20 protein-coding genes are annotated in these 26,186 nt (G+C 44.0%); 11 read left to right on the forward strand and 9 right to left on the reverse strand.

The window, feature by feature from the left end; genetic code table 11:
• Positions 1 to 20: 20 nt before the first annotated feature.
• Positions 21 to 677 (reverse strand): AhpA/YtjB family protein, encoded by a 657-nt coding sequence (locus L1D50_RS05400; protein WP_128726721.1) that lies wholly within the window; start codon positions 675 to 677, stop codon positions 21 to 23.
• Between the two features lie 95 nt (positions 678 to 772).
• Between L1D50_RS05400 and serB the strand changes: the two genes are divergently transcribed.
• Positions 773 to 1,786, forward strand: a complete 1,014-nt coding sequence (gene serB, locus L1D50_RS05405; RefSeq protein WP_128726720.1) for a phosphoserine phosphatase SerB — start codon at positions 773 to 775, stop codon at positions 1,784 to 1,786.
• A 710-nt stretch (positions 1,787 to 2,496) separates the two neighbouring features.
• Here the strand turns inward: serB and L1D50_RS05410 are convergent.
• Positions 2,497 to 3,615, reverse strand: coding sequence for a DUF1570 domain-containing protein (locus L1D50_RS05410; RefSeq protein ID WP_128726714.1), 1,119 nt, complete (start codon positions 3,613 to 3,615; stop codon positions 2,497 to 2,499).
• Between the two features lie 231 nt (positions 3,616 to 3,846).
• Between L1D50_RS05410 and L1D50_RS05415 the strand changes: the two genes are divergently transcribed.
• From L1D50_RS05415 to L1D50_RS05440, 6 genes are all read left to right on the forward strand, one after another.
• Positions 3,847 to 4,593 (forward strand): transporter substrate-binding domain-containing protein, encoded by a 747-nt coding sequence (locus tag L1D50_RS05415; RefSeq protein ID WP_239965653.1) that lies wholly within the window; start codon positions 3,847 to 3,849, stop codon positions 4,591 to 4,593.
• Positions 4,594 to 5,146: 553 nt separating this feature from the next.
• Complete coding sequence (gene pdhR, locus L1D50_RS05420) at positions 5,147 to 5,896, forward strand: pyruvate dehydrogenase complex transcriptional repressor PdhR (RefSeq protein ID WP_125250480.1); 750 nt, start codon at positions 5,147 to 5,149, stop codon at positions 5,894 to 5,896.
• Positions 5,897 to 5,966: 70 nt separating this feature from the next.
• On the forward strand, positions 5,967 to 8,633 hold the full coding sequence (aceE, locus tag L1D50_RS05425) for a pyruvate dehydrogenase (acetyl-transferring), homodimeric type (protein ID WP_128726712.1): 2,667 nt from the start codon (positions 5,967 to 5,969) through the stop codon (positions 8,631 to 8,633).
• An 11-nt stretch (positions 8,634 to 8,644) separates the two neighbouring features.
• A complete protein-coding gene (gene aceF / locus L1D50_RS05430; RefSeq protein ID WP_167815427.1) occupies positions 8,645 to 10,534 on the forward strand; it encodes a pyruvate dehydrogenase complex dihydrolipoyllysine-residue acetyltransferase in 1,890 nt (629 codons plus the stop codon).
• Between the two features lie 211 nt (positions 10,535 to 10,745).
• On the forward strand, positions 10,746 to 12,170 hold the full coding sequence (gene lpdA, locus L1D50_RS05435) for a dihydrolipoyl dehydrogenase (RefSeq protein WP_095726763.1): 1,425 nt from the start codon (positions 10,746 to 10,748) through the stop codon (positions 12,168 to 12,170).
• 142 nt (positions 12,171 to 12,312) lie between these two features.
• Positions 12,313 to 12,561, forward strand: a complete 249-nt coding sequence (locus L1D50_RS05440; protein ID WP_128726710.1) for a DUF1289 domain-containing protein — start codon at positions 12,313 to 12,315, stop codon at positions 12,559 to 12,561.
• Here the strand turns inward: L1D50_RS05440 and L1D50_RS05445 are convergent.
• Positions 12,545 to 13,234 carry a hypothetical protein gene (locus tag L1D50_RS05445; protein ID WP_235956573.1) on the reverse strand — a complete coding sequence of 230 codons (690 nt, stop codon included), beginning with the start codon at positions 13,232 to 13,234 and terminating at the stop codon, positions 12,545 to 12,547. The two genes, L1D50_RS05440 and L1D50_RS05445, sit on opposite strands and share 17 nt — an antisense overlap.
• A gap of 180 nt (positions 13,235 to 13,414) precedes the next feature.
• On the opposite strand from L1D50_RS05445, the gene L1D50_RS05450 reads away from it, so the two are divergent.
• The 3 genes from L1D50_RS05450 to L1D50_RS05460 are packed head-to-tail and all read left to right on the forward strand — an operon-like array spanning position 13,415 to position 18,529.
• Positions 13,415 to 13,618 carry a DUF3283 family protein gene (locus tag L1D50_RS05450; protein ID WP_010374667.1) on the forward strand — a complete coding sequence of 68 codons (204 nt, stop codon included), beginning with the start codon at positions 13,415 to 13,417 and terminating at the stop codon, positions 13,616 to 13,618.
• Positions 13,618 to 14,043 carry a GNAT family N-acetyltransferase gene (locus tag L1D50_RS05455; RefSeq protein WP_128726709.1) on the forward strand — a complete coding sequence of 142 codons (426 nt, stop codon included), beginning with the start codon at positions 13,618 to 13,620 and terminating at the stop codon, positions 14,041 to 14,043. Before L1D50_RS05450 ends, L1D50_RS05455 begins: the two co-directional genes overlap by 1 nt.
• A 19-nt stretch (positions 14,044 to 14,062) precedes the next feature.
• The gene (locus tag L1D50_RS05460) at positions 14,063 to 18,529 is read left to right on the forward strand and encodes an EAL domain-containing protein (protein ID WP_345773968.1); all 4,467 of its coding nucleotides are present in this window, start codon (positions 14,063 to 14,065) and stop codon (positions 18,527 to 18,529) included.
• 9 nt (positions 18,530 to 18,538) lie between these two features.
• Here the strand turns inward: L1D50_RS05460 and L1D50_RS05465 are convergent, their stop codons facing one another.
• Both L1D50_RS05465 and L1D50_RS05470 read right to left on the reverse strand, forming a co-directional pair.
• Positions 18,539 to 19,486, reverse strand: a complete 948-nt coding sequence (locus L1D50_RS05465) for an ion transporter (RefSeq protein ID WP_138523512.1) — start codon at positions 19,484 to 19,486, stop codon at positions 18,539 to 18,541.
• A gap of 34 nt (positions 19,487 to 19,520) precedes the next feature.
• A complete protein-coding gene (locus L1D50_RS05470; protein WP_239965655.1) occupies positions 19,521 to 22,190 on the reverse strand; it encodes a bifunctional acetate--CoA ligase family protein/GNAT family N-acetyltransferase in 2,670 nt (889 codons plus the stop codon).
• Between the two features lie 145 nt (positions 22,191 to 22,335).
• Between L1D50_RS05470 and L1D50_RS05475 the strand changes: the two genes are divergently transcribed.
• On the forward strand, positions 22,336 to 23,046 hold the full coding sequence (locus L1D50_RS05475; RefSeq protein ID WP_128726706.1) for an SIMPL domain-containing protein: 711 nt from the start codon (positions 22,336 to 22,338) through the stop codon (positions 23,044 to 23,046).
• Between the two features lie 86 nt (positions 23,047 to 23,132).
• Here L1D50_RS05475 and L1D50_RS05480 read toward each other — a convergent pair whose 3' ends face one another.
• The 4 genes from L1D50_RS05480 to L1D50_RS05495 all read right to left on the reverse strand — a co-directional run bounded on the left by L1D50_RS05480 (position 23,133) and on the right by L1D50_RS05495 (position 26,069).
• Positions 23,133 to 23,615, reverse strand: a complete 483-nt coding sequence (locus L1D50_RS05480; RefSeq protein ID WP_239965656.1) for an NYN domain-containing protein — start codon at positions 23,613 to 23,615, stop codon at positions 23,133 to 23,135.
• 40 nt (positions 23,616 to 23,655) lie between these two features.
• Positions 23,656 to 24,345: a hypothetical protein gene (locus tag L1D50_RS05485; protein ID WP_128726704.1), complete on the reverse strand. Its 690-nt coding sequence runs from the start codon at positions 24,343 to 24,345 to the stop codon at positions 23,656 to 23,658.
• Between the two features lie 73 nt (positions 24,346 to 24,418).
• Entirely contained in the window at positions 24,419 to 24,931 is a 513-nt protein-coding gene (locus tag L1D50_RS05490; RefSeq protein ID WP_069022598.1) for an NUDIX domain-containing protein, read from the reverse strand.
• 85 nt (positions 24,932 to 25,016) lie between these two features.
• A complete protein-coding gene (locus L1D50_RS05495; protein WP_128726703.1) occupies positions 25,017 to 26,069 on the reverse strand; it encodes an aldo/keto reductase in 1,053 nt (350 codons plus the stop codon).
• Positions 26,070 to 26,186: the final 117 nt, after the last annotated feature.

Raw genomic sequence — 26,186 nt, forward strand, 5'->3', positions numbered from 1 at the left:
TATTTACACAGCTAACAGCGTTAGCCTTGTTCTAATTTATTACTACTTTTGTCTGGCGCTGGTAGCATTTTTACTTTCTTGCGAATTTTACGTTTTACTTCCCAGCGTTTTAATGCCCGTCCTATTTGCCATGTGAACACCATTGTGATCACTAGCATCAGCAAAACGACTCGTCCAAGTTCGTGGAAATGCGAGTGGCTTTGTGACATGGCAGCTTCTGTTAAATAGACCATATTGACGAACCCAAGAGGCTGTCCGGTGGGCGTATAAACGGGTTCAGAAATAATACTCTTGGTTTTACTGAGTCCCGGTAAGGTTTGAGGTAGCTGCTGATAATCTGTGGGTGAGGAATTTCCGTCGCTCCCCACAACAAAGCGCCCTTGATAATCATAAATCGCAACTTGAAGTACAAAGTCATCGCCAGCGAGGTGATTTGCCAGAGCGCTCAGCCTTGGCGTATCACTACGAGAAAGAGGCAATGCCACATTTTTTGCGAGCTGCTTGGTGAGGCTTCTTGCAGTAAGATCTGCACCGTTATGGAGCAAGCGATGAGATTCAAAACTGGTATTAAACGCAAGCCATGTCACCATGATCAGGCAAGCCGCAGCAATACATAAACGAAATAATCTGCGTCCTCTGGTCGAGTTTAACACTTCTAATACATGTAAATTTTTCATATTTATCGCATATTGCCCGCTTTTGCTAAGGTCCAGTGCTGACAGCTTAGCGCAATCATGTTAAAAATCGGCTTAACGCTATCAAGGAGCAACTTATGTCGTCAATCATTCAATTCGCTAATAGTGAACTAAACACACCAATTCAGGAATACATGGCGCTAGCGCGCTGGTATAGCTACCAAGGTAACACAAGCCTCACTCAAGTAAATCAACTACCTGAGACGACGACTCAATCAATATGCTTTTTTGGCCCAAATATAGAATTACAACACCTTGTAGAAGTTGCTAAATTTCTTCGAACATTTGCTATCGAGCAGGCTTATTTTACGGCATATCAACCTCATGAACAGCTCCCCGTTGCTTTAGGTATTCGCTTTAATGCATCGCAATTGCCGAGTAAGGCTGAGGTAAGAAATTTTGCCAAAAGCATTAATGCGCAAGGTGCGGTGATAACACAAGCACCTACTCTAGAAGAGCCGGGGCTACTTGTGATGGACATGGACTCCACCGCAATTCAAATTGAATGTATTGACGAAATTGCTCGATTGGCCGACCGATATGACGAAGTGGCTTCTGTCACCGCACAGGCGATGGCGGGTGCACTCTCTTTTTCTGAAAGCCTACATCGCCGCGTTGCGTCACTCTCTGGCGTACCGTTATCACAAATTCAATCATTAAAAGAAAACTTACCGCTAATGCCCGGCATAGAACTGTTGTGTCAGGCGCTCAAGCAGCATCACTGGCACCTTGCCATCGCTTCGGGTGGCTTTACATGGTTTGCAGAATCATTGATTGAGCCACTCCAACTAGACGCTGTATTTGCTAATACTCTAGAGGTGGAAAATGAGCAGCTTACCGGCAAAGTGCTAGGTGATATCGTAGATGCCGACAAAAAGGCGGCAGTGCTAGGTCAACTTGCAACCCAGTATGCGATCCCAATAACTCAAACCGTTGCCATTGGTGATGGCGCAAATGACTTAGTGATGATGGCAAAAGCCCAACTAGGTGTGGCGATCCATGGCAAGCCAAAAGTGGTAGAAAATGCCGACGCGGCGGTTTGTGAAGGGTCTTTGCTACAACTGTTATATTTGCTAAGTGTGCCGAAATAATATGCGCGATGAGACGTACCATGGCAGGTGATTTCTTCAGTTACTCGAGACTATGAGTTAAGTCCGCCCGCGTTTCTGGCAGGCTTCGAGGCCCATCCATGGGTCACGAACTACTTTTCTTTGATGCCCAAAGAATCGTTGCGTAAAAGAAAGGGCTGTTCCTCTTTACCCGAAAATCATACTTCTCGGCAGGTGAACTGCCTCCCACAAAACTATTTGCACCGTGAGTTAGGAGGCTATGCTGATAGTTTATTTTAGCTGTTACAAACAACTTACTTGCTGAAATCGTAGAAGATCTTACAAGCAACTTTATTCCCCCTCCATCACACCCGAAAAGCATAAGCCGATATGCAATGTGCCGACAGGATGTCGGCCAAGTCTTGTCAGGTATCATGGACGTGCCTTACAAGACGGTTGCGATACCAATTGTATTAGGTAAATGAGCCATTTGAAGCGGAGAAATAGCTTTAGTAGCTAGGCAAAAATTTTGCTATTTAGTTGCTCTAAATGAGAAATTTTTAACGACGCTAATATGGTATTTCACCCTTCAAATTGATTGGAGACTTAGTGCAATTGGTATTATATATCGGCTTAAGGTTTGAGGATTAAGTGTGATGTTGGGGCGACGTTTTCTTGGTTCGTTCTTTTTCGTCGTTTAAAAAGAATGGACGAGGAGCACATGGATGCACTTTGATATTAAATAGGGAGAGTTATTGCCATGCGCCGTTTTGAATTTGGCGAGGCGTGCTACGCCATCCCTCAAATTGTGACTCGACGTTTTCATTAAAGTTACGAAAGAGCTGTTCGATGTTTTGTGCAGGTACAATATTGCACGGATTGCTGCTTTCTTGTCGTAAATACTCGAAAAAAGCGTTGCTGTTGTGCTCGACCATAAATCCCGTAAATAGGTAACTATTGGCATATAAGGTGGTACTTTGCATGGTTTGCCACTGATTTTCGCTATTGAATAGGGTGTTAATATCAAGCTTGGCAAAGCGGGATTTCAAAATCCCTTCTTTTGTCAACCAGTCTTCATCAGAGAGGTAAATCGAAAATTGACCCGTATCGGTAATTCTTAGGTGCTCAAAATACTCGGCTAAGCCTTCTGTTACCCAGCGAGGGGTTACGCCGAAATAGTAAAAAACTAGGGCATGCACGGACTCATGGATAAGTGTTCTTAGCGTTTCTTCCTCAGTGCGACTGCCATTAATAAAGCCCTGATTTTGAAACAAGAAGTACATGCCTAAAGTACCGGCTGGCTCTGCATCGCGAGAGAGAATTAACTCATTGTAGTCAGTATCATTGGCGGTAATATGCATGTTCAATTGTATGGGAGATAAGGCTTTTTTATGCGCTAATTGGTTAAAAAAGTGCTTAAACATCATATACACCACGTTGAGAGCTTGCTGCGCCTGATACTCAACATAAGGGCTCACGGGTTCACCCGTTAGATTAAGTTTAAAATTCTCAATGTCGTTGAATTGTGTTTGCAAGGAAAATACCTCGCGCTTTAGTGCTCCGCAGGTAGGTGTTGAGATACCACTGAACATATTAACAATATCACTGTGTCCGTTTAGGCTATAAAAGGTTTTGTCTGGTACTTCAGATAGGTGTTGTCTTGTTATTTTTGGCGGTGCAACCGTTGGGGGCTGAGCGATATCAGGATGACTTAAGTGTGTTTCTGTATGGGTTTCAAGCTGTATGCCGAATTCAGTCAATAAAGGTTTGATAGACCTCATCGAGTTTGCTGCGGCACTTGGATAGATAAAATAAAGTGCAAACAATATCAGTGTGATGATAAATAGTAGGACAAAGATCCGCCAAACCAAAGTGATATCCTTGTGTAATACCTGTCCGGAGACTTTGGTTATACTCGATTATCGGTAAGTTTGGCAATGGGTAATTTGATTATCTACTTATTCCCAAACCGTTAAATAACAGTCAGTTTAGTGTGTCATAAAGTGTATTGCTTGCTTTATGTATCATTCTTTTTTCTACAACAATGTACCCATAACTTAATTCGTTGCCTATACTTTTTGAAAAAATAACAGAGTATGCAGATGAAAGTGGTTTGGCCGTTAGTTTTGCTGTGTTGTGCGAGTACGAGCGCACTCGAGGCTCAGGTGAATATTACGACGGGGCAATGGCCGCCGTACTTAGATCAAACAAAACAAGATCAAGGTTGTGTGGCTGTGGTGATCAGAGATGTCTTTGCGCTCTCTGATATTAAAGTTCGGTTTTTATTTATGCCTTGGGAGCGTGCTTATCAAGAAGGTATGAAGGCGGCTTACATTGGTAGCGCCTATTGGTATTATAGTGAGCAAAGGAGTAAAGACTATATTTATACACAATATCCACTTACCGAAGAAACAGCACGTTTTTATCATCATCGAGATCTAGCATTTACCTATACGAGTTACGCAGATCTTAAGCCATTTAGGTTGTTGCTCAATCAAGGATTAACTTATCCGCCCTCTATGCTAGAGGCGATAGAGACGCTTGAAATCAAAACCTCATACGCCACGTATACCAGTAAAAATGTGGCACTGATCCTACGAAACCGTGCAGATATAATGGTTATGGATGAAAAGTCGGCGAAATCCTATCAGCAGGAGCTGCCAGCTCAAGAAGCCCAGTTATTAGTGGCGCAAGCGGTCCCGGCTTTTATTCAAAAAGGCTATTTGCTTATTAATAAGCATCACAGTGAATATGTCAAACTGTATAATGAAGGGCTTAAAAAGCTGTGGGGGGATGAAGACTATGTTGCTCAATATCGTGCTCGCTGCTCTCGTGTGTTTACCGATTGATTGCTTTTTGGCTTTGCTAAAACCAAATAATGTCCTGATTCGTTGCAAAATCATTCATAAGTGAGAACCCAAATTCGGTTTTAATATTTTTCATAGCCTGTTGCCTATTTTAACGATATATCAAGCATAAAGAATGTTATTACACGTAAAGCCTAATGGTGTATTCAGTGGTTTTTAAAGCATGCTTTGCAGCCAACAACCGTAAAGGCTATCTTGAATCTCATTGGCTGCTTTAGATTAAGACTTGCCTATCCAAAGCGCCTTTCTGATAGTTTTATTTAGAGTTAAATAGAATATTACCATCTGGTCTGACCATTTAAATCACCTTTTAAATTTTGCTAATTCTTGGTTAAAGTTTATGCACTTCAACTGTTGTTTTTACACTCAGCTATTTATTGAATTGGGCTGAATTTTGACAGTTGTCATGGATTTTGATAACGTATTGTGCAAATTTGGTATGACCAATTTACCTATGAAGTTAATTCTTACCAAATTGATTAAAATAAGTCAGCAGTCTGGCTAGGTCACATCATAAAAAATTGGCGTTATTTCAATGTCTTTAAAGATTAAAGCAGCAAAACTATCGGACGTAATACTAGAACAGCTTGAGAATATGATCCTCGAGGGCTCGTTATTACCGGGTGAAAAGTTGCCGCCTGAGCGTGAGCTAGCTAAGCAATTTGAAGTGTCGCGTCCATCACTACGTGAGGCTATCCAGAAATTGGAAGCAAAGGGGCTTGTAACCCGTCGTCAAGGTGGTGGTACGTATGTTAAGAATCAGCTCGAAGAGGGGCTGACTGATCCATTATTCGACTTGATCAGTAAACACCCTGAATCTCAGTTCGATTTACTTGAGTTCCGTCATGCACTAGAGGGCATTGCAGCCTACTATGCGGCGCTCAGGGGCACAGAGAATGACTTTGCAAAGGTACAACAAAGCTTTGACAATATTGCACAGATAGGTGATGACCTGATGCAAAAGGCAAGAGCAATTAATGCTTTTCACTTTGCCGTTGCGGAAGCGTCGCACAACGTCGTCTTGCTTCATCTTGTAAAAGGGATGCAGTCACTGCTTGAGCAAAACGTGTTGCAAAACTTAACCGTCTTGGTGCAAAAATCAGACGTGAGTGAGCAGCTCGGTGAGCACAGAAAGTTGTTATTAGATGCGGTGATCAATGGTAATCCTGAACAAGCAAGACTTGCTAGTAACGCCCACTTAGCCTTTATCGAAGAAGCGTTATTAGAAGCCGGTAAAGAGCGTTCGCGAATAGAGCGCTCACTGCGTAGAACAAAACAGCAGTAATCGGGCTTGATTCAGTAAGAATTGGCACAAATAGAATAAATTCGTATTTTAAACATAAGGAACACTCCATATGTCTGAAGTCAATAAAATTGACGTAGACGCGCTAGAAACCCAAGAATGGTTACAGGCGCTTGAGTCGGTCGTAAAAGAAGAAGGCGTAGAGCGCGCTCAGTTCTTGTTAGAGCAAGTATTAGAGCAAGCGCGTCTTGATGGCGTAGATATGCCAACAGGCACTACGACTAACTATGTCAACACTATCCCAGCAGATCAAGAACCTGCGTATCCAGGGGATGTGAACCTTGAGCGTCGTATTCGCTCTATCATCCGTTGGAATGCGATCATGATCGTACTTCGTGCGTCGAAGAAAGATCTTGAGCTGGGCGGGCATATGGCCTCTTACCAGTCGTCAGCTGCATTCTATGAAATGTGTTTCAACCACTTCTTCCGTGCACCAAACGAGAAGGACGGTGGTGACTTAGTATATTACCAAGGCCACATTTCTCCGGGTATTTATGCTCGTGCGTTTGTCGAAGGCCGCCTAAGCGCTGAACAGCTAGACAACTTCCGTCAGGAAGTAGACGGTAACGGTATTTCTTCATACCCACACCCTAAATTAATGCCTGAATTCTGGCAGTTCCCAACGGTTTCTATGGGTCTAGGTCCAATCGCGTCTATCTATCAAGCGCGCTTCCTTAAATACCTAGATGGCCGTGGACTAAAAGACACCTCTGAGCAACGCGTTTATGCCTTCCTTGGTGATGGTGAAATGGACGAGCCAGAATCACGTGGTGCAATTTCATTCGCTGCCCGTGAAAAGCTAGACAATCTATGCTATCTAATCAACTGTAACCTACAGCGTCTTGACGGCCCAGTAATGGGTAACGGTAAGATCATTCAGGAGCTAGAAGGCCTATTTAAAGGTGCTGGTTGGAACGTGATCAAAGTGGTTTGGGGTTCTGGTTGGGACAAACTACTGGCTAAAGACACCACAGGTAAATTACTACAACTGATGAACGAAACAGTTGATGGCGATTACCAAACCTACAAATCAAAAGATGGTGCGTTCGTACGTGAGCACTTCTTTGGTCGTTACCCAGAAACTGCAGCATTGGTTGCTGATATGACTGACGAAGAAATCTTTGCGTTGAAGCGCGGTGGTCACGAGCCGTCTAAACTATTCGCGGCGTTTAAAGCGGCGCAAGACACCAAAGGTCGTCCAACAGTTATCTTAGCTAAAACGGTAAAAGGTTACGGCATGGGTGCTGCGGCTGAAGGTAAGAACATTGCTCACCAAGTTAAGAAAATGGACATGACGCACGTAGCGCATCTACGTTCACGTCTAGGTCTAGATGACTTAGTGTCTGACGAGCAATTACAAGACCTACCATACTTAACGCTAGAAGAGGGCTCAAAAGAGCACGAGTATTTACATGCTCGCCGTAACGCCCTTCATGGTTACACGCCTAAGCGTTTGCCTAATTTCACAGAAACGTTAACGCTACCAGAGTTAGATGCATTCAAACCGCTTCTAGAAGAGCAAAAGCGTGATATTTCTACAACGATGGCATATGTTCGTGCATTAAACATCTTACTAAAAGATAAGAGCATCGGTAAAAATATCGTACCTATTATTGCTGACGAAGCACGTACTTTTGGTATGGAAGGTTTATTCCGTCAAATCGGTATTTATAACCCACATGGCCAAAACTACAAGCCTGAAGACCGCGATATTGTTTCTTACTACAAAGAAGCAACCTCTGGTCAGGTACTACAAGAAGGTATCAATGAGCTAGGTGCAATGTCTTCATGGGTGGCTGCGGCAACCTCATACAGCACCAACGATTTGCCAATGATCCCGTTCTATATCTACTACTCAATGTTTGGTTTCCAACGTGTAGGTGATATGGCGTGGATGGCGGGCGATCAACAAGCGCGCGGCTTCCTACTTGGTGCAACCGCTGGTCGTACAACGCTAAATGGTGAAGGTCTACAGCACGAAGACGGTCACTCGCACATTCAAGCAGGTACGGTGCCTAACTGTATTTCTTACGACCCAACGTTTGCATTTGAAGTAGCGGTTATTTTGCAAGATGGTATCCGTCGTATGTACGGTCCAGAGCAAGAGAACGTGTTCTACTACCTAACGCTCATGAACGAAAACTACCATCAACCTGCAATGCCAGAAGGCGCTGAAGAAGGTATTCGTAAGGGTATTTACAAGCTTGAAAGCTACACTGGCGACAAAGCACAGGTTCAGTTAATGGGCTCTGGTACTATCTTGAACGAAGTACGTAAAGCGGCGCAAATTCTAAGCGACGACTACGGTATCGGTTCTGATGTATTCTCTGTAACGTCATTCAACGAGCTTGCTCGTGACGGTCAAGATGCTGAGCGCTTTAACATGCTAAATCCAGAAGCAGAGCAAAAAGTACCTTATATCACGAGTGTGCTTGGTGATGCGCCAGCAATTGCAGCTACCGATTACATGAAAAACTATGCTGATCAAGTACGTGCATTTATGCCGAGCGCATCTTACAAAGTACTTGGCACAGATGGCTACGGTCGTTCAGACAGCCGTGAAAACCTACGTCGTCACTTTGAAGTGAACGCAGGTTACGTAGTAGTTGCTGCACTTGGTGAGCTAGTTAAGCAAGGCAAGATTGAAAAATCAGCTGTGACTGACGCTATCAAGAAATTTGATATCGACACCACCAAAACTAACCCACTTTACGCATAAGAGGACGAGTAATGGCAATCGAAATTCATGTTCCAGATATTGGTGCCGATGAGGTTGAAGTAACCGAGATCCTAGTAAGCGTAGGTGACACGGTTGCAGAAGAGCAATCGCTTATCACGGTTGAAGGCGACAAAGCATCAATGGAAGTACCTGCCTCTGTGGCAGGTACGGTGAAAGAAATCAAAATAGCCGAAGGCGATAAAGTCTCGACAGGTTCTTTGATTATGGTTTTTGAAGCAGCAGGTGAAGAAACAGCTGCAGAACAGCCAGCGGAAGAAGCCAAGCCAGAAGCCAGCACTTCAGGTCAAACAGAAGTAAAAGAAGTTCATGTACCAGATATTGGTGGCGATGAAGTTGAAGTCACAGAAATCTTAGTGGCAGCTGGTGATGTTGTTGAAGAAGAGCAATCACTTATCACGGTTGAAGGCGACAAGGCTTCAATGGAAGTACCTGCACCTTTCGCTGGTACTATCAAAGAGGTGAAAATCAACGCGGGTGACAAAGTGTCAACGGGTTCATTGATCTTCACTTTTGAAGTTGCAGGTAGCGGTGATGCGCCAGCAGCTTCTGAAGCGCAAGCACCAGCACAGGAACAAGCGCCAGCAGCATCAGCTGAAAAAGAAGTACACGTACCAGATATCGGTGGTGACGAAGTTGAAGTCACTGAAATCATGGTTGCTGTAGGCGATAGCGTTGAAGAAGAGCAATCGCTTATCACGGTTGAAGGCGACAAAGCCTCAATGGAAGTGCCAGCACCGTTCGCAGGTACGATTAAAGCCATCAAAGTTAATGCTGGCGATAAAGTATCAACGGGTTCTTTAATCTTCGTATTCGAAGTGAAAGGCGCGGCACCTGCACCTCAGGCAGCAGCTAAAGCTGAAGAAAAGCCAGCGCAATCAGCGGCTCCAGCGGCGAAATCTGAAGCACCAAAAGCTTCTGCACAAAAAGATGATTTTGTGGCCAATGATCAATATGCCCACGCATCACCTGTGGTACGTCGTCTAGCGCGTGAGTTTGGGGTTAACCTAGCTCGCGTTAAAGGTACAGGTCGTAAGAACCGTGTACTAAAAGAAGACGTACAAAACTACGTGAAAGAGCTGGTTAAGCAAGTTGAGTCTGGTCAAGTCGCAAAAGGCGGCAACACCGGTGGCGGTGAACTTGGTCTTATTCCTTGGCCAAAAGTAGACTTCAGCAAGTTTGGTGAAGTTGAAGAGAAGAAGCTTTCTCGCATCAATAAGCTATCAGGTGCAAACCTTCACCGTAACTGGGTACAAATCCCACATGTTACACAGTTTGACGAAGCCGATATCACTGAGCTTGAAGCGTTCCGTAAAGAACAGAATGTGCTTGCTGAGAAGAAGAAAATGGGTGTGAAGATCACGCCATTAGTATTCGTGATGAAAGCCGCTGCAAAAGCACTTGAAGACTTCCCAACGTTTAACTCTTCACTATCTGAAGATGGTGAGAGCTTAATTCTGAAGAAGTATGTTCATATCGGTATCGCAGTTGATACACCAAATGGTCTTGTAGTTCCTGTTGTTCGCGACGTGAATAAAAAAGGCATCATTGAGTTATCACGCGAGTTGATGGAAATCTCTAAGAAAGCACGTGATGGTAAGCTGACATCTTCTGACATGCAGGGTGGCTGCTTCACTATTTCAAGCCTTGGCGGGATCGGCGGTACGGCGTTTACGCCAATCGTTAACGCCCCTGAAGTGGCGATTCTTGGTGTGTCTAAGTCAGACTTCAAACCGAAATGGAATGGTAAAGAGTTTGAGCCGCGCCTAATGGTGCCGCTAAGCTGTTCATACGACCATCGTGTCATTGACGGCGCACTAGCAGCTCGCTTTACTGTGACACTTGCAAACTACCTAAGCGATATTCGCCAGTTAGTAATGTAAGAATAGAAACCGCATCACTTAGGTGATGCGGTTTTCTTGTATTTTGTTGTTCCGCTTGATATTTAGGCGGGACAATAGAGAGTGTGAATGATACACTTTCGAGCAATAATAACTCTCTCTGCCCTGTGCCCCGAATCGGGTGTTTGGCAGGCACTTTGGGTCGGCTACTCTCGACGAGTAAACCCGTTCAAATAACAGTTAAGGTAATAACATGAGCAACGAAATCAAAACTCAAGTTGTTGTACTAGGCGGTGGTCCTGGTGGTTACTCTGCGGCATTCCGTGCAGCAGACTTAGGTTTAGACGTTACACTAATCGAATCTCGCGACACGCTAGGTGGTGTGTGCTTGAACGTTGGTTGTATCCCTTCAAAAGCCCTTCTTCACGTTGCAAAAGTAATCGACGATGCAGCTGAAATGGCTTCTCACGGTGTTTCTTTCGGTGCTCCACAAATCGACCTAGACAAAATCCGTTCATGGAAAGAGTCTGTAATTGGTCAGCTAACTGGCGGCCTTAGCGGTATGGCTAAGATGCGTAAAGTTACTGTAGTTAACGGCTACGGTAAGTTCACAGGTTCTAACACCATTGCGGTTGAAGGTGCTGACGGCGCGAAGACGGTAACTTTCGATAATGCAATTATTGCAGCAGGTTCTCAACCTGTAAGCTTACCTTTCATTCCTGAAGATGAGCGTATCATTGATTCGACTGGTGCACTTGAGCTTAAAGACGTGCCTGAAAAGCTACTTGTACTAGGTGGCGGTATCATTGGTCTTGAAATGGGTACTGTTTACCGTTCACTAGGTTCAGCAATTGACGTAGTTGAGTTTGCTGATCAACTAGTACCAGCGGCTGACAAAGACGTTATCAAGATTTACCAAAAGTACGTTAAAGACAAGTTTAACGTGATGCTTTCTACTAAAGTGGTTGCTGTTGAAGCGAAAGAAGACGGTATCTACGTATCTTTCGAAGGCAAGCAAGCACCAGAAGGCCAAGTTCGTTATGACAAAGTACTAGTTGCTGTTGGTCGTACACCAAATGGTAAGCTAATCGACGCTGACAAAGCGGGCGTAAATGTTGATGAGCGTGGCTTTATCAGCACTGACAAGCAAATGAAAACCAACGTTGATCACATCTTCGCTATCGGTGACATCGTAGGTCAACCTATGCTTGCACACAAAGCGGTTCACGAAGGTCACGTTGCTGCTGAAGTTATCTCTGGTAAGAAGCACTACTTCGATCCTAAATGTATTCCTTCAATTGCATACACAGATCCAGAAATTGCTTGGGTTGGTGTGACTGAGAAAGAAGCAAAAGAGCAAGGTCTAAGCATTGAAACTGCGGTATTCCCGTGGGCGGCTTCTGGTCGCGCGATTGCTTCTGCACGTACTGAAGGTTCAACTAAGCTTATCTTTGATAAAGAGTCAGGTCGTGTGATCGGTGGTGCTATGGTTGGTATCAACGCTGGTGAAATGCTTGGTGAAATCGGCCTAGCAGTAGAGATGGGTGCTGATGGTGAAGACCTAGCGCTTACTATCCACGCTCACCCAACGCTGAACGAGTCAATTGGTCTAGCTGCTGAAATCTTCGAAGGTTCAATTACTGACCTTCCAAACAAAAAAGCCGTGAAGAAAAAGTAAGTTTTTCTAAGCTTTTCAAAAACCCAGCCTCGCGCTGGGTTTTTTGTTTTTGGGGCCCAAGGTTGTAACTCGCTCCTTATAACCTTGGCAGACTAGTTTCTAACCAGTATGCTTAGACAAGGGGCAAAGGTGTTGAGTGTACATGGAACAAATTGAGATATTTGAGATCCCAAGTCCGTGTAAGGGGATCTGTCAGGTAAATAATCGCGGCTATTGTAAAGGTTGTTATCGTAGTCGAGAGGAGCGTTTTGAGTGGAATAATCTTAGTAACGAGCAAAAACGTAGAGTTATTGCGTTGTGTCAACAGCGTTACAAACGGTACTTGCAACGTAAATCAAAAGCGGATCAAGCTGATGATCAAACAGCAGAGAACTTTAAATTTGATATTTAGCTCTAAGCATTTCTATTATTCCTTCATGCTCAAACTCTTCTAGTTTTGCTTTGATAAGTGGGATTAAATGCTCATAGCGTTTATGCACAAAATGAAAGCTTTCAACAACAGCTAAGTTTTTTATTTGCAATGTTTCTTCGTTGATATTTTTTAAATGCGGCTTCAAATGAAAGTCAAGAATAAGCGCGCCTTCAACCTGCCGTTGCACAACTAGGTTGAGTTGTGTCACCGCACTTTTAACATCAATAATATAAGCTTGTATATGGTGTTCAGCCAAATAGGCCGTGGCTACGGGGTAGCCGCTTCGGATGGTCAAAGAGCTAACTGCTTTTAGATCACAGTGGCTGCAAAGGCTTAAAAATTGTAAGTTAAACTGAAACAAAGCGTAGTCAACCCGTCGTAGGTTCGGATACTCTGTTTCAACACTGGCAACGCGAGCCAGTTGCCCATCTAAATTACCTGCATTAGCTGCAATTAAAGAGCCCTTATGGTTAAATTCTTCAAGGCGTAGCTCTACGCCGAGTTCATGATAAACCATTCCCATGAGTTCTATTACATAGCGTGCTTGAGGGGTTTGTGGTGGCTTATTGAAGCGCATCACATTTGGTATGTCATTGGCTGCATGAACCACAGTCGAAACTATCAATAATAAACACAGTAATACCGCTTTCAATCCAACTCCTTTGATGCGCTACCCTAAAGTTGTAATGTCGTTAAGTATACATAATTTTTACAATAAAAGGCACAGTATCACGCTTTACTCAAAACCAGATAAAACTCGATTTTGCTGCAATAGCGGTAGTGGCTTGTGATACACTTGGTCTATCCTTTGCTGAAAATTGAATGATGTGTAATGAGCTATAATCTGTGTTTGCTGCCCAGACAAGAAAAGTACCAAATTCAACTTGAATATGAAGCGTCGTTTTGGGCTTATCAAATTAAACGAGGCAAAAAAAGCAGGGAGGCTATTTATGACACGATTAATCAAAGGCCGCTATCGGAGCAGGACACGCTAAAGCAAAAATTTGAATATTACCTGAGCCTAATGCTTGCTTAATGTATAAAGTTGAATTGCTTCCGGCTATTATGACGCCGCTTGTAAATAAATTTTATGATGCACACCGAGTTCGTGGGCGTGCTGCAAAACACGACAAAGTGTCAGTGGTAAAAGATGGCAGTGAAATTATCGCAGCTTGCCGTTTGCAACCTGTAGACGGCAACTGGTTGCTTGTTGGCGTTTATGTTGCGCCACAGCGCAGAAACCAAGGTATCGCGAAAACACTCATTGAATCCGCAATTAAGCAGTTTCGCAGTGAGCAGTCACGACAGATAATTTATACTTTTGCGTATTGCCATTTAAGTGACTTTTATCTCTCCCTTGGGTTTCAACGCAATTCACGAGAATTACCTCCTGAACTTGCTTCTCGCTTATCTAGTTATCTTGGACAAAATCGTAAACTCATGGCAATGTATTACGTCTAGTTAACAACTTCGGCTTTTTATGTTTCGCCTGTGCATTATAATCTGCATTTACCTATTTTCTACATTGGCAAGTGCGGCCCAAATTTCCCGACTTTCACCTGCGGAAGGCTTATCACAAAGTTACGTCAATACACTGCTTATTGATAAGCAAGGTTACTTATGGCTGTCCACAGAGGGAGGCCTCAATCGTTATGATGGTTATCAGGTCTTAGATGTGAATGGACCCGACGGGGTTCTGGACAAAGTACAAGTGAACTACATCTACCAGGATAATTTGGGCGGGATTTGGATCACCACAGGGATTGCTGGCCTTTTGCGATATGATCCCGCAAAAGATGAGTACAGAAAATACATTGAGCCACCCTCTACCGAAGATGAATTCTATTCCAATTTGGTCAATATTATTCTAACTAAAGACGATGACCACATGTGGGTTGTGCGCACTAATGATGTCGCTATTCTCAATATTCACAGTGGCAAGCTCGAGAGTGAGGTGACGCTTCCTTTGGATGAAGAAAGCGGCTTTATTCGGGCAGTTTACCACCATCAAGATATCTTGTTTATCGCGACCTCCGAACGTCTATTCGCTTATCACTTACCAACGAAAACATTAAGAACGATCGAGCACCTCTCCCCAGTAACGCACCCTTATCAAATGAATACCAAGTCTCTATTTACTTTGAATAAAGACACTTTGCTTGTTGGCGCAGTTCAAGGAATGTATGAACTAGACATCTCCATGTTAAATAAAGACTTTGATGCCGAAGTACCGTTTAAAACGCTACTGCCAGAACTTAATATTTGGAAAATGCTTAGACATGATAAGCATACTTTGCTGCTCGGTACTGATAAAGGGTTGGTGCATTATCACATTGAGGATGGTAATGCTGTGCGAGACAAACGGTTATCTTCAAGTATATTTTTGCCATCCAACACCAGCATTATCGATATCGTAAAAGATAACTATGGTGGGCTTTGGGTTGCTACCAAAGAAGATGGCGCATTTTACTTACCAGATAGCACGCTGGCGTTTGATAATGTCAGCGATCTCACTGTCAAAGGGGAAGGTTTCTCACACAGTAATGTGTGGGCGATGCATGAATCCAATCAATTTTTATGGTTAGCAACCAATGATGGCTTAACACGATACAACCCAAAAACAAGAGAAACCAAGCAGTTTTTAAAAGGATACTTGGGAGATGAAATTCTCTCGGAGTTTATTATATGGAAGATTGCTGAATATCAAAATAAGTTATGGTTAACCACGGGTAAGGGTTTGTTTGTGTTTGACCCAATCACACATGAGCTTGAAAGGCCAAAAGCGAATAATGCTAAAGATAAGGAAATATTAACGTCTTTTGCAAAGGGCGGTGAGCTATTAGCAGACGGTAAGTTTTATTTCGTCAATAGCGACATTGGCATGTTTGTTTATGATATTAATACAGCAGAGTTAAAGCATTTAACTCAATCATTTGAAAAAGTAGATCCGTTTCTGACCTATGGCTTTTACCCTCCTTTACCTAATGATCCTACTAAACCGCTTTATTACAACGCTGGGGTGCTGTATCAATATGATCCACAACTTGAAACCTTAACGGAGATTTACAAGGCTCCTAGGGCAAATAAACATTTAGCGGTTGATATCACCACTTACACTATAGATAAAAATAATATTTTGTGGCTGTCATTGTCGTCGTTTGGCTTAATAGGCATGACTTTAGATGGTTATGAGCCTATCTACAATATTGATCTAAAAGCCCATAAAATCGACACCTTAATGTATGAAATGCGCCAAGACAAAGAGGGAATGATTTGGATGTCGTCTCACAAAGGCATTTGGCGTCTAGACCCAGATAATTTGCACTTACAACAGTTCACAACCGAAGATGGCATTCTTTCCAACGAGTTTAATGGCGGCGCGTCTGTGATGCTAAAAGATGGTCGCATAGCATATGGTATGTTGAAAGGGTTTGTGGTGTTTTCTCCCGATGACAACCGCCCTAAAAAACCACTGCTTGACCATGTAAATATCACCAGTGTGGATCTTATTTCTCGTCCAAACCAAAAGGCGGGATTAAAGCAGTTTGAACATATTGAACTTGAACATGATGATATTGGGCTTGAAGTGTCTTTCTCAGCAATGGCGTTTAGCTATCAAGATAGGATCATTTATGAATACCAAATATCCGGTGGGCAGAAGATCCTAAGTCGCAACCAAAATCGCGTGGTATTTCCTAAGCTTAATCCAGGCGAATATGCATTAAAAGTTTGGGCCAAAGATCCGTTAACTGGAGATTACACGCCACCTGCAAAATTAACAATTAATGTGAACTACCCAGCATGGCGCTCACCCGTTGCGCTCACGGGGTATGTGTTTCTTACGCTCCTACTATTGTCTCTTTGGAGTTATCGGAAGTACCGTGTTGAACAACTTATTCTTGCCGCTCATAAGGAAACACAAGACCGAGAAGCTAGGTTGAAGATGGCACTTGAAGGTAGTAACTCAGGTGTATGGGAGTGGCATGCTGGAAGTACCTTAATCTATCAACCTCGATTGGTTAATGAGCTCGATTATGAGCTTGAGAGTGTTGGTTTAGATGACTATCTGCAAAAGATTCACCCCTCGGATAGAGCCATGTTCCGCTTACAGTGGCTGGAATTTGTTACGACTGATAAAGGGTTTATTGATTGTACCTATCGGTTAAAAGACAGCAAAGGTCAGTGGCGCTGGTATAAGGACTTTGGCAAGGTGCTTGAGTGGGATGAGGGAAATCCAACACAAGTTGCGGGCACCTATACTAACTTAACCCGTGAACGCTTATTCGAAGAGCGCGCAGCACTATTTGGTGCAGCATTTGAGCAGACCCGTGATTGGGTCATGATTTTAGATAAAAGACTTCATATTCAAGCATGTAATCGGGCGATGCAAAATGCCTTTAATCTCGACTCCATCCCGCCTTCAAGCACCGCCGTCAAGCTTGGTATGTCGAGACAAAAACGGATGATGTATCTACGCCAAACGCTGGCGTTGGAGGTACACCAGCACTTAAGTTCTGAGGAAGTTGTTAGCCTGCCGAATGGTGACGAAAGAGATGTGCTCATTAAGATAAGTGCTGTGGCGAATGGTGATGGTGAGCTCCACAGCTATGTTGTAGTGCTAACCGATATTAGCCAACAGAAGCGCACTGAAAAAGAATTATATCAGCTCGCTAACTACGACTTACAAACTAAGTTGCCGAATAAAGCATTACTGATGGATAGAGTGCAGCATGCAATCAAACAGTCGCAGGCTCAAGAGACACATTTTGCGCTGCTGGTGATTAAATTCAATCGCTTACAGAATCTATACGATATTTATGGTGCAGACTTTGTGGCCGAGCTGCTTCCGCTGCTGGCAAAAAAGCTACGCTGTTGCTTCCGTGAACTCGACAGTTTAGCAACGGGGCACGACAAGTCATTTTATGTGCTGATGGAGCATCTCGACAACCCTGAAAAGGTGCATCAATATGTAGAGTGTTTAGTTCACTCGTTTAGTACACCTTTGGAGGTCGCTGGACATACTGTACTGATGCAACCTGCGATAGGAATTGCTATGTACCCCGATGATGCGTCTGATGCGTTTGAGCTCAATCAAGCAGCAAAGGCGGCACTTGAGCATGTCAATGTACAACAAGTCTCTAGTTATCAGTTTTTCCGCGAAGAGATGAATGGTAAGGTCAGACGTTCTCGGGAAGTCGAACAAGCGCTTATGAGGGCGCTAAAAAATGGTGAGTTTAGTAACTACTATCAACCTATTGTTGATGTGCAGAGCGATACCCTGCTTGGGTTTGAAGCCTTATTACGCTGGCCGGAAAATAGTGAGTTTTGTGCTCAGGAATATGCGCTTGCAGCTGAGCATGCTGGCGTCGTGACTGAACTTACCCTGCAAACCCTCTCTCGGGCATTGGTTGAATTGAGACATTGGCAAACTATTGAGCGCGATTTATATATATCTATTAATCTATCAGCCATTGATTTTGAATCCTCAAGCTTAGTCGATAATATTCAACAAGCACTGAGCCGCAGCAAAGTGTCGGGTCGCTCTGTGGCTTTTGAGATAACGGAAAGTGCCTTACTGTCTAACATTGACAGCGCGGCAAAGGTGATGAGAGAAATTAAAGCACTTGGCTGCCAAATCTACATGGATGACTTTGGTACGGGGTACGCCTCTTTGACTTACCTGCAACAGTTACCAGTGGATGTCATCAAGATAGATAAAAGCTTTGTGCAACAAATTGCAGAAGATCCAGAAAGCTATTTAATTATACGCTCATGCGTGAATTTAGCTCATGGTTTAGGACTAAAATGTGTTGCAGAAGGAGTGGAAAACGACCTCCAGTATCAACGTATCAAAGCCGAGCAAGTTGATTATTATCAAGGTTACCGTTTCAGCTCGGCGATTAGTGGCGAACAAGTAGCGCAATTACTCACTGAAAAATCGCTGTAGCCTCTTTGGTTACAGCTTTTTGCCACAGTGACGACAGTACATATGATGGACACGTTGACTACTCATTAGTTTAATCGCTTGATTTGCTTCTAATTGACTTAAACCAAGTTCAATTCGTAGCGCTTCTAGATGGGCTCTTTCGCTTTTATCGACATCGCCATCGACTAATGCATGCAGCACAGCCTCGTTGAATGCATCTCGACGTTTGCGCATTTGGTCGGCAAAGCTTGAGGCCAAAAGACCTGTAGGGATTGCGACCATGCCCATACTGAGTAAAGTGATAAGACCACCAAAGAATTGCCCGAGTGGGGTGATTGGCACTACATCGCCGTAACCCACGGTAGTTAGAGTGGCCATCGCCCACCACATAGCTTTAGGAATAGAACCAAATTTATCCGGTTGTACATCGTGTTCAATAAGATAAATCCCGCAAGAGGCCATGATTAGCACCACACTCATGATAAAAAAGGCGGCAAGCAGTGAGCTCGACTCTTCTTTAAATGCTGCGAGCAGCAATTGCATGGCCCGAGAGTAGCGTGTTAGCTTAAAGATCCTAAGTAATCGGATAACACGCAAAAAGCGCAGATCAAAAGTGATAAAGGCCATCAATATGGTAGGCAAAATAGCAATGAGATCAATGATTGCCAGCGGCGATATCAGATACTTTAGGCGTTTTTTCCAATTGGGTATATCCAAATGGCGATAATCAAGCTTATCGACACAGCACCAAAATCTCAGTAAGTATTCGACGGCAAAGATAGCCACACTGACTAGCTCCAGGGTGAGAAAGTAATGATGGTATACCTTTGCTAAATCGCGCTCAGATTCCAACACGATAGCAACGACATTGGTTAAAATCAGGGTAATAAGGAAGATGTCGACTGCGCGACCAAGCTTACGATATTGTCCTGTGGCTTCAAGTACCGCAGCCGTTTTTTCTCTGATGTGAAGTTGCATCAAGTTGCCAACATCCCTTATCTTTTTTTTGTATTTAGTTTAAGTTTAACACCATCTGAATGGTGCCTTCCTCAAAATCTCGAGATACGGTAAACCCAAGCTTTTTGGCAAGTCCTATCATACCGCTGTTTTCTGGGAGGGTGATCCCTTCTATACTTTGCACGCCTTGTTTACGACAGTGTTTTATAGCAGCTTCCATGAGTATTCCTCCAAGCCCAAGTCCTTGACAATCTGAGCGCACAACCACTGCGAATTCAGCTACTTGGTTATCGGGGTCCATCAACACGCGTGATACTCCAAGCGTTTGATAGCTGGACTTGTTAGGGACCGTGACAATAAACGCCATTTCTCTGTCGTAATCAATTTGCGTCATTTTGGCGAGCTGTTCATGATTAAATTGTGGCAGCTCGCCAAAAAAACGGCGGTATCTATCTTCTTTACTTAAAGACTGGTCAAACTCTTGGTGTGCTCTTTCATCCTCAGGACGAATAGGTCTTAAGGTTGCAGGGCGACCATTCTTTAATGTCACGGATTTTACCAACTCCCGAGGGTAAGGTCGGATGGCTAAGCGTTTACGTCCAGATACCGGCTCGTATCGCCTTAGCGTAATGCTGGCGTCGAGCACTTGAAACTGACCCGAGCAGGCTAAAATAGGGTTGAGTTCCATATCACTGATATCAGGTTGGTCGACTACCATTTGAGAGACACGAGTGAGTAGGGCGCACAGGCGGTATTTATCGACCTTTTCAGGCAGCGCTCGCTCTTTGATAAAGCCTTTATCATGGGCGGCTGCAATCAGGTACTTTGCAAGGTTCATATTCAAAGGTGGTAATGCCACCGCTGCTTGCGAGAAATTAAGCCCAGTGCCCGCTTCCCCCAGTAAAATAACAGGGCCAACACCGGGTTCTGTTTTTACCGCTATCCGTAATTCTTGTCCACCAGCGCGTTTTGCCATGCGTTGCAAAGAGAAGCCTTCTATTTCAGCTTCGGGGGCTGCCTCACGGATCCGTAGTAACATCGAAAATGCGGTTTGTTCTACTTCTTCGGCGTCGTTGAGGTTAAGTACAACCCCACCCACTTCCGATTTAGAGGGAATATCATGACTTATCAGTTTAAGTGCAACGGGAAAACCTAATTGTTGAGCTTGCTCTTTTGCTTCTGAGGGGGTGAGTGCTATTTGCGTCTCTATACATTCTATATCGTAATTAGCCAGCACTTGGGAGGCCAAATGGGTCGCGAGTTTATTGGCGCCTGAGTTTAAAAAGTCATTGATTAAACGTTTGCTTTGCAGGTGTTGTAGCTGCCCTTCGTCACTGTAGGATTCTGGCGTTTGCGTAAGGTGCTTTTGGTTTCGGCGGTAGCTTACCAAGTGCATAAAGGCGCCAACAGCACCTTCTGGGGTACGATAAGTTGGGATCTGAGCGTTTGCACATACAAGTCTTGCAGCGTATGCCGCTTCTTCACCCATGAAGTTTGTCATCACATAAGGACGTGCCATTTTTGGAATTTTGGCTAGCGTCTGCGCAATGATCTCAGCATAAGCGGTACTTGGCGCAAGCGCTGATGGAGTATGAATTATCAGTAAATTTTTGACTTCGTCAGCTTTTAATAAAATCTCTAGTGCTTGTTGGTAACGCTTTGGTGAGGAATCACCAAAAATATCTACAGGGTTACAAGCATGATCCGTTTGTGGGATCAAGGCGCTGAGCGCTTGTTTGGTTTGCTCGCTTAGTACTGCCAGTTTGCCTGAGTTCTGTAGTAAGGTGTCCACTGCCATGATCCCAGGGCCGCCGCCATTGGTTAAAATGGTCAGCTGTTCTACTTGCAGCAGTTTGGGATGTAAAGCAAGGGTTTGAGTGGCAGCAAAGAGCTCCCTAAGATCGTTTACTCTTAGCATACCAGCTCGTTGGAACATGGCATCATAAACTGCGTCATCGGAGGTATTACCGCCTGTGTGATTCAGCGCAGCGATTGCACCAGCTTTGGTTTTTCCTGTTTTTATAGCAATCACAGGTTTACTAAAGGCCGCCGCTCTTGCTGCGGAGATAAACCGTCTAACATCATCGATATTATCAATATAAAGTAATATGGCCTGTGTCTTCGGATCGCGACCTAAAAAATCAAGCAACTCATCAAAGTCAATATCAAGACAATCCCCGACAGAAACAAAATAGGAAAAACCAATTTTTTTATGTTGTGCCCAGTCCAGTATGGTTGAACATACTGCCGCCGATTGTGAAATAAATGCAAGCTTACCGGGCGCTGCAACCGTATGAGAAAAACTGGCATTAATACCCAAGTGAGGAATGAGTAAACCGAGACAATTAGGACCAAGTAAAGTGACCTTCGCTATTTTGGCAGCTTCTTTTAATTGTTGTTTGTGCTGATTATCAAGACCTGCTGCGATGATGATTGCATGTTGACAGCCAATATCACCAAGTTCATTGATGATTTGCACTAAGGTTTGTTTATTGGTACAAATAACGGCGAGATCAGGGACTTTGGGTAACTGTTCGATGGCACTGTAGGCAAGCACCCCATGCACGGCGGTGTGCTTTGGACTGACGGGCATAATGGGCCCTTTAAATCCTCCTTGTAGCAAGTTACGCATTACGATAAAGCCGGCGCGATCAGGATTGTTAGAGGCGCCAATCACCGCGATAGATTGGGGGTTAAAAAATTGGCTAATACGCTTTACGCTCATACTGTTTCCTAGTTCAGCCACAGCTCATACGAAACACTCTACCATTTTGCTCGCAGTTTTCGAGTGCAATTAAGGTAGACTTTGATCTATCCCCATTATAATTGTTTGAAAACCATGACTGAGGCGTAACGTTGAGGACAGAGATATGTCTACTATGACTAAATATTTGGCTCCTGCGGCTTTGCTATCACTGGCGGTGGTAGTAAGTGGCTGGATGGTAAAATCGACCATTCTAGAAGTGAAGGGGATGGAACGGACGGTAAGTGTAAAAGGGTTATCGGAAAAGGAAGTAACAGCAGACACGGTGATTTGGCCCGTATTTTATCGTGATGCAGATAACGATCTGGAGGCCTTGGTAGAGCGCACGGAAAAGAAAAATGCGGCTATTCGTGCGTTTTTGACCTTGCAAGGCTTTGATGCATCAGAGCTGTCCATATCAGCGCCTTCTATTACTGATAAGTACGCCCAAGAGTACGGTCAAAATAATCAAGGGTTTCGCTACGTAGCGAAAGCCGGTGTGACTGTGTACTCTAATAATCCAGATAAAGTATCGCAAGCACTTGGGCAGTTAAGTGAACTGGCCAAACAAGGTATTGCCATCACTAAAGATGATTATCAAAACCGAGTTGAATATTTGTTTACTGGTCTTAATGATATTAAGCCTGAAATGGTGCAAGAAGCCACACAAAAAGCTCGAGAAGTGGCGGTAAAATTTGCTAAAGATTCTGACTCTGTGCTTGGCAAAATAAAATCGGCAAGACAAGGACAATTTAGTATTCGCGACAGAGACAGTAATACGCCACAGATAAAAATTGTGCGTGTCGTGACGAGCGTGGAATATTACTTATCGGATTAAAACGCGTTTATTGCGCGGCTAAGCTAGCAAAAATGACAAATTCGTCAAACAAGCAAAGCTCCTTCTATCAAAGGGGTTTTGCTTGCTTATTTCTTGCCAATTAATAACTCGTTTTCGATTGGTATAAACTCACTGGCAGCACGGATCAAAGAAGCAGCGGTAAGCTGCGGCACGCCGTAAACTTCAACTCGGGTATGGTATTTATCTCTGAGTTTACTTGCGAGTAAATCAAAATCACCATCGCCAGTTACTAGAATAATTACATCGGATCCAGACGCACACTCCATGGCATCAATGGTAATGCCAACATCCCAATCACATTTCGCCGAGCCATCGGCACGTTGAATATAAGGCTTTAACTTCACCTCAAAGCCAATTGCTCGCAGGATATTTTGAAACTGTCTTTGTTTATCGTCACCTCGTTCGCTGGAATAGGCAATGGCTTGATATACCTCGCGATTAGCCGTTGCTTTGCGCCAGAACGCATTGTAGTCAAAGCCTGTTTGGTTGGCTTGCTTGGTAGTGTAATAAACATTCTGGGCGTCGACTAAAATGGTGACTTTTTCCATAACGGGCTCATAGCAATAAATTTGCTTTATGATAGCAAGATTAGCGTTTGTTTAGCCATTTACTCATCGCGGCATCATAGGCTTTTTTAATGGCTCCGCCATCGCAAGGGCGAGGCGCAGTACGCCAATTCTTATTTAATCCTTCCGGTGTAGGAATGCTCGGATCGGGCCTAACTTCAGCGTAACATAGGCCATTTTCACGGTAGACTGTGTATTGAGACGTAGACTCGAGTTGCTCCCTTTGCATGCTCGCAGCGGTGGTTTGATGTGTTTTAGGCACGGTGAGCCGCTGTGGCTTTTCTTGGTTTTGGCTGAGTACAGCGTCACTCGGAGCGCGTTCTAAAAGTTGCTGACGAAATTGAGAGATTGCTTTGCGATGATCTAGCTTTTTAGGTTGCGTGACGATCGCTGCTTTGGTTATGTGCTTTGTTTTACTTTCAATCGCAGGTTTTTTTGGTTCCGTTTGCGCAGTTTTTAGTATTTCAACCGTATCGTCCGGCAACGTCGGTTTTAACTTCTCTACTGGCTTATCTTCAGTTATCGTCGGTGTCCCAATACGTTCCATCTTGGGCTTGGCAGGCTCAATAACCAAATAGGTTTTCATTGCCTTAATTTCTATAGGCTTTGAGGGGATATAAATACTTTGCTGCAGATACCAGCCGAGCAGTAGATGCAGCACAATAGAGGCGATAATGGTGAAACTAATCAGGTTGTGTTGGAGCAGCCGCATTATTCTTATTAAATCCTTGAGTCATGCGGAGTTAGAGCTTAATAAAGACTTAATTGTTCCCTCAATAGGCAAATTAATCTGTGACTAATTGCGCGGAAATATGTTTTAGCAAGGTGAGTTCACGTAAAACGGACATCCCTTTGTTATTCGCATCATTGAGTTTTGCTTCGTTATGCGCGATGGCTTGGTTTATATTGATCCACACCGGTTTCATACCATTGGCGTGTTCATAATCCTCCATCGCTGGCGCATCAAATTCGCCACAAATCTCACAAACGTAGCAATAAGAAATAATATGCACATTGTCATGATCGGGTTTATACCAAGGGCGGTACTCTTCATAGCGGCCAAACGGCGTCAACCCTGTGATGGATACTGCACCCGTTTCTTCTTTTAGCTCGCGCTCCAATGCTGCTTCTAAGCTTTCACCCTCGTCGACGCCGCCACCTGGCAAGGTGTAATCGTCATAACGTTTGGTGTAAAGCATAAGGATGTCGTTGCCTCTAAGGACAATGGCGCGAGTGGTCTTTCTGGTAAAGCAGCTGCCTTGAAGCGGAATGACTGGGGTGTTATTTAAGCTTTGCATGGGGTTTTAACTTCGATCTAGTTAACAAGGATGGGTTTACAATGCGATACGCTAGCGTAAAAGCGGCGTATCGCGAAAGAAGATATTAAAACGGAGAGGGGTACGCTTTAAATACCGTATCAATCTCGGCTAAAGACTCTGCACATAGCGGCTGTTCAAACGCTTGGATATTTTCTTTAAGCTGCGCCATGGTTGTCGCGCCGATTATGGTTGAAGTCACCCCGTCTACTTGGTCGCACCAAGCTAGCGCCAGCTGCGCCGCAGTCATATTAAATTCTTTGGCGATTTCTAGATATTTTGCAACGGCTTCTTGAGCTAATTGCGTATCTCTGAATAAGCCCTGCCGTTGTACCAAAGTCCAGCGGCTACCTTCAGGTCTTGCGCCCCCTAAATACTTACCGCTTAGCATTCCCCCAGCTAATGGCGACCAAGGTAAATAGGCAATATCTTCGTTTACACAAGTCTCAATCAAGTAAGGCCAATCTTTGGCATGTAGCAAGCTAAACTCATTTTGAATTGAAACCGGCTTAGGTAGGTTGTGCTGCATCGCCAAATTAAGGTAAGTGTGAATGCCCCAAGGTGTATCATCAGAAAGACCCCAATGGCGAATTTTACCTGCTTGAATACAGCTTGCTAAGCCTTCCAAAATATCTAGCATGCCCGCGCGCTCTTCGTCGCGGTCAAGTGCAGTCAGAGGAACCATGCCAGGCCATTGTTTACCAAAGTGCGGTGAAGTACGGTTTGGCCAATGTAGTTGGTAAAGGTCAATATAGTCGGTATTCAGGCGCGCTAACGAATCGTCCACCGCTTGGATCACTGATTGTCCCGTAATAGGGCCGCCTTCACGGATCCAAGGCAAACCGCTTCCCGCAATCTTTGTGGCAAGTACAAGTTTTTCGCGCTTTTCTTGATGGCGCTTTAACCAATTGCCAATGATGGCTTCGGTTTTACCGTAGGTTTCAGGTGAGGGAGGGACCGCATACATTTCAGCGGTATCAATGAAGTTAATACCACGGCTTAGTGCATAATTGATTTGCTCGTCGGCATCATGCTGGTTGTTTTGTACGCCCCAAGTCATGCTTCCTAAACAAATGCGTGAAACTTCAAGTGGGCTACTACCAAGTCGTGAGTACTCCATGCAGGCTCCTGATTGCTGAATGATTAGATAAAGTCAAAGTAACGGATTTAGTACTTTGAACAGTATTGATATTGTTAGCATTATCTCTGTTTTGCAGTGCAAGTTGCAACAGACATC

The organism is Pseudoalteromonas sp. Isolate6, from assembly GCF_022398435.1.
Lineage (GTDB): Bacteria > Pseudomonadota > Gammaproteobacteria > Enterobacterales > Alteromonadaceae > Pseudoalteromonas > Pseudoalteromonas galatheae.

Coding starts and splice junctions, on each gene's coding strand:
- L1D50_RS05400 (WP_128726721.1), bottom strand. CDS start 677: ATGAAAAATTTACATGTATTAGAAGTGTTAAACTCGACCAGAGGACGC.
- serB (WP_128726720.1), top strand. CDS start 773: ATGTCGTCAATCATTCAATTCGCTAATAGTGAACTAAACACACCAATT.
- L1D50_RS05415 (WP_239965653.1), top strand. CDS start 3,847: ATGAAAGTGGTTTGGCCGTTAGTTTTGCTGTGTTGTGCGAGTACGAGC.
- pdhR (WP_125250480.1), top strand. CDS start 5,147: ATGTCTTTAAAGATTAAAGCAGCAAAACTATCGGACGTAATACTAGAA.
- aceE (WP_128726712.1), top strand. CDS start 5,967: ATGTCTGAAGTCAATAAAATTGACGTAGACGCGCTAGAAACCCAAGAA.
- aceF (WP_167815427.1), top strand. CDS start 8,645: ATGGCAATCGAAATTCATGTTCCAGATATTGGTGCCGATGAGGTTGAA.
- lpdA (WP_095726763.1), top strand. CDS start 10,746: ATGAGCAACGAAATCAAAACTCAAGTTGTTGTACTAGGCGGTGGTCCT.
- L1D50_RS05440 (WP_128726710.1), top strand. CDS start 12,313: ATGGAACAAATTGAGATATTTGAGATCCCAAGTCCGTGTAAGGGGATC.
- L1D50_RS05450 (WP_010374667.1), top strand. CDS start 13,415: ATGAGCTATAATCTGTGTTTGCTGCCCAGACAAGAAAAGTACCAAATT.
- L1D50_RS05455 (WP_128726709.1), top strand. CDS start 13,618: ATGTATAAAGTTGAATTGCTTCCGGCTATTATGACGCCGCTTGTAAAT.
- L1D50_RS05460 (WP_345773968.1), top strand. CDS start 14,063: ATGTTTCGCCTGTGCATTATAATCTGCATTTACCTATTTTCTACATTG.
- L1D50_RS05465 (WP_138523512.1), bottom strand. CDS start 19,486: ATGCAACTTCACATCAGAGAAAAAACGGCTGCGGTACTTGAAGCCACA.
- L1D50_RS05470 (WP_239965655.1), bottom strand. CDS start 22,190: ATGAGCGTAAAGCGTATTAGCCAATTTTTTAACCCCCAATCTATCGCG.
- L1D50_RS05475 (WP_128726706.1), top strand. CDS start 22,336: ATGTCTACTATGACTAAATATTTGGCTCCTGCGGCTTTGCTATCACTG.
- L1D50_RS05480 (WP_239965656.1), bottom strand. CDS start 23,615: ATGGAAAAAGTCACCATTTTAGTCGACGCCCAGAATGTTTATTACACT.
- L1D50_RS05485 (WP_128726704.1), bottom strand. CDS start 24,345: ATGCGGCTGCTCCAACACAACCTGATTAGTTTCACCATTATCGCCTCT.
- L1D50_RS05490 (WP_069022598.1), bottom strand. CDS start 24,931: ATGCAAAGCTTAAATAACACCCCAGTCATTCCGCTTCAAGGCAGCTGC.
- L1D50_RS05495 (WP_128726703.1), bottom strand. CDS start 26,069: ATGGAGTACTCACGACTTGGTAGTAGCCCACTTGAAGTTTCACGCATT.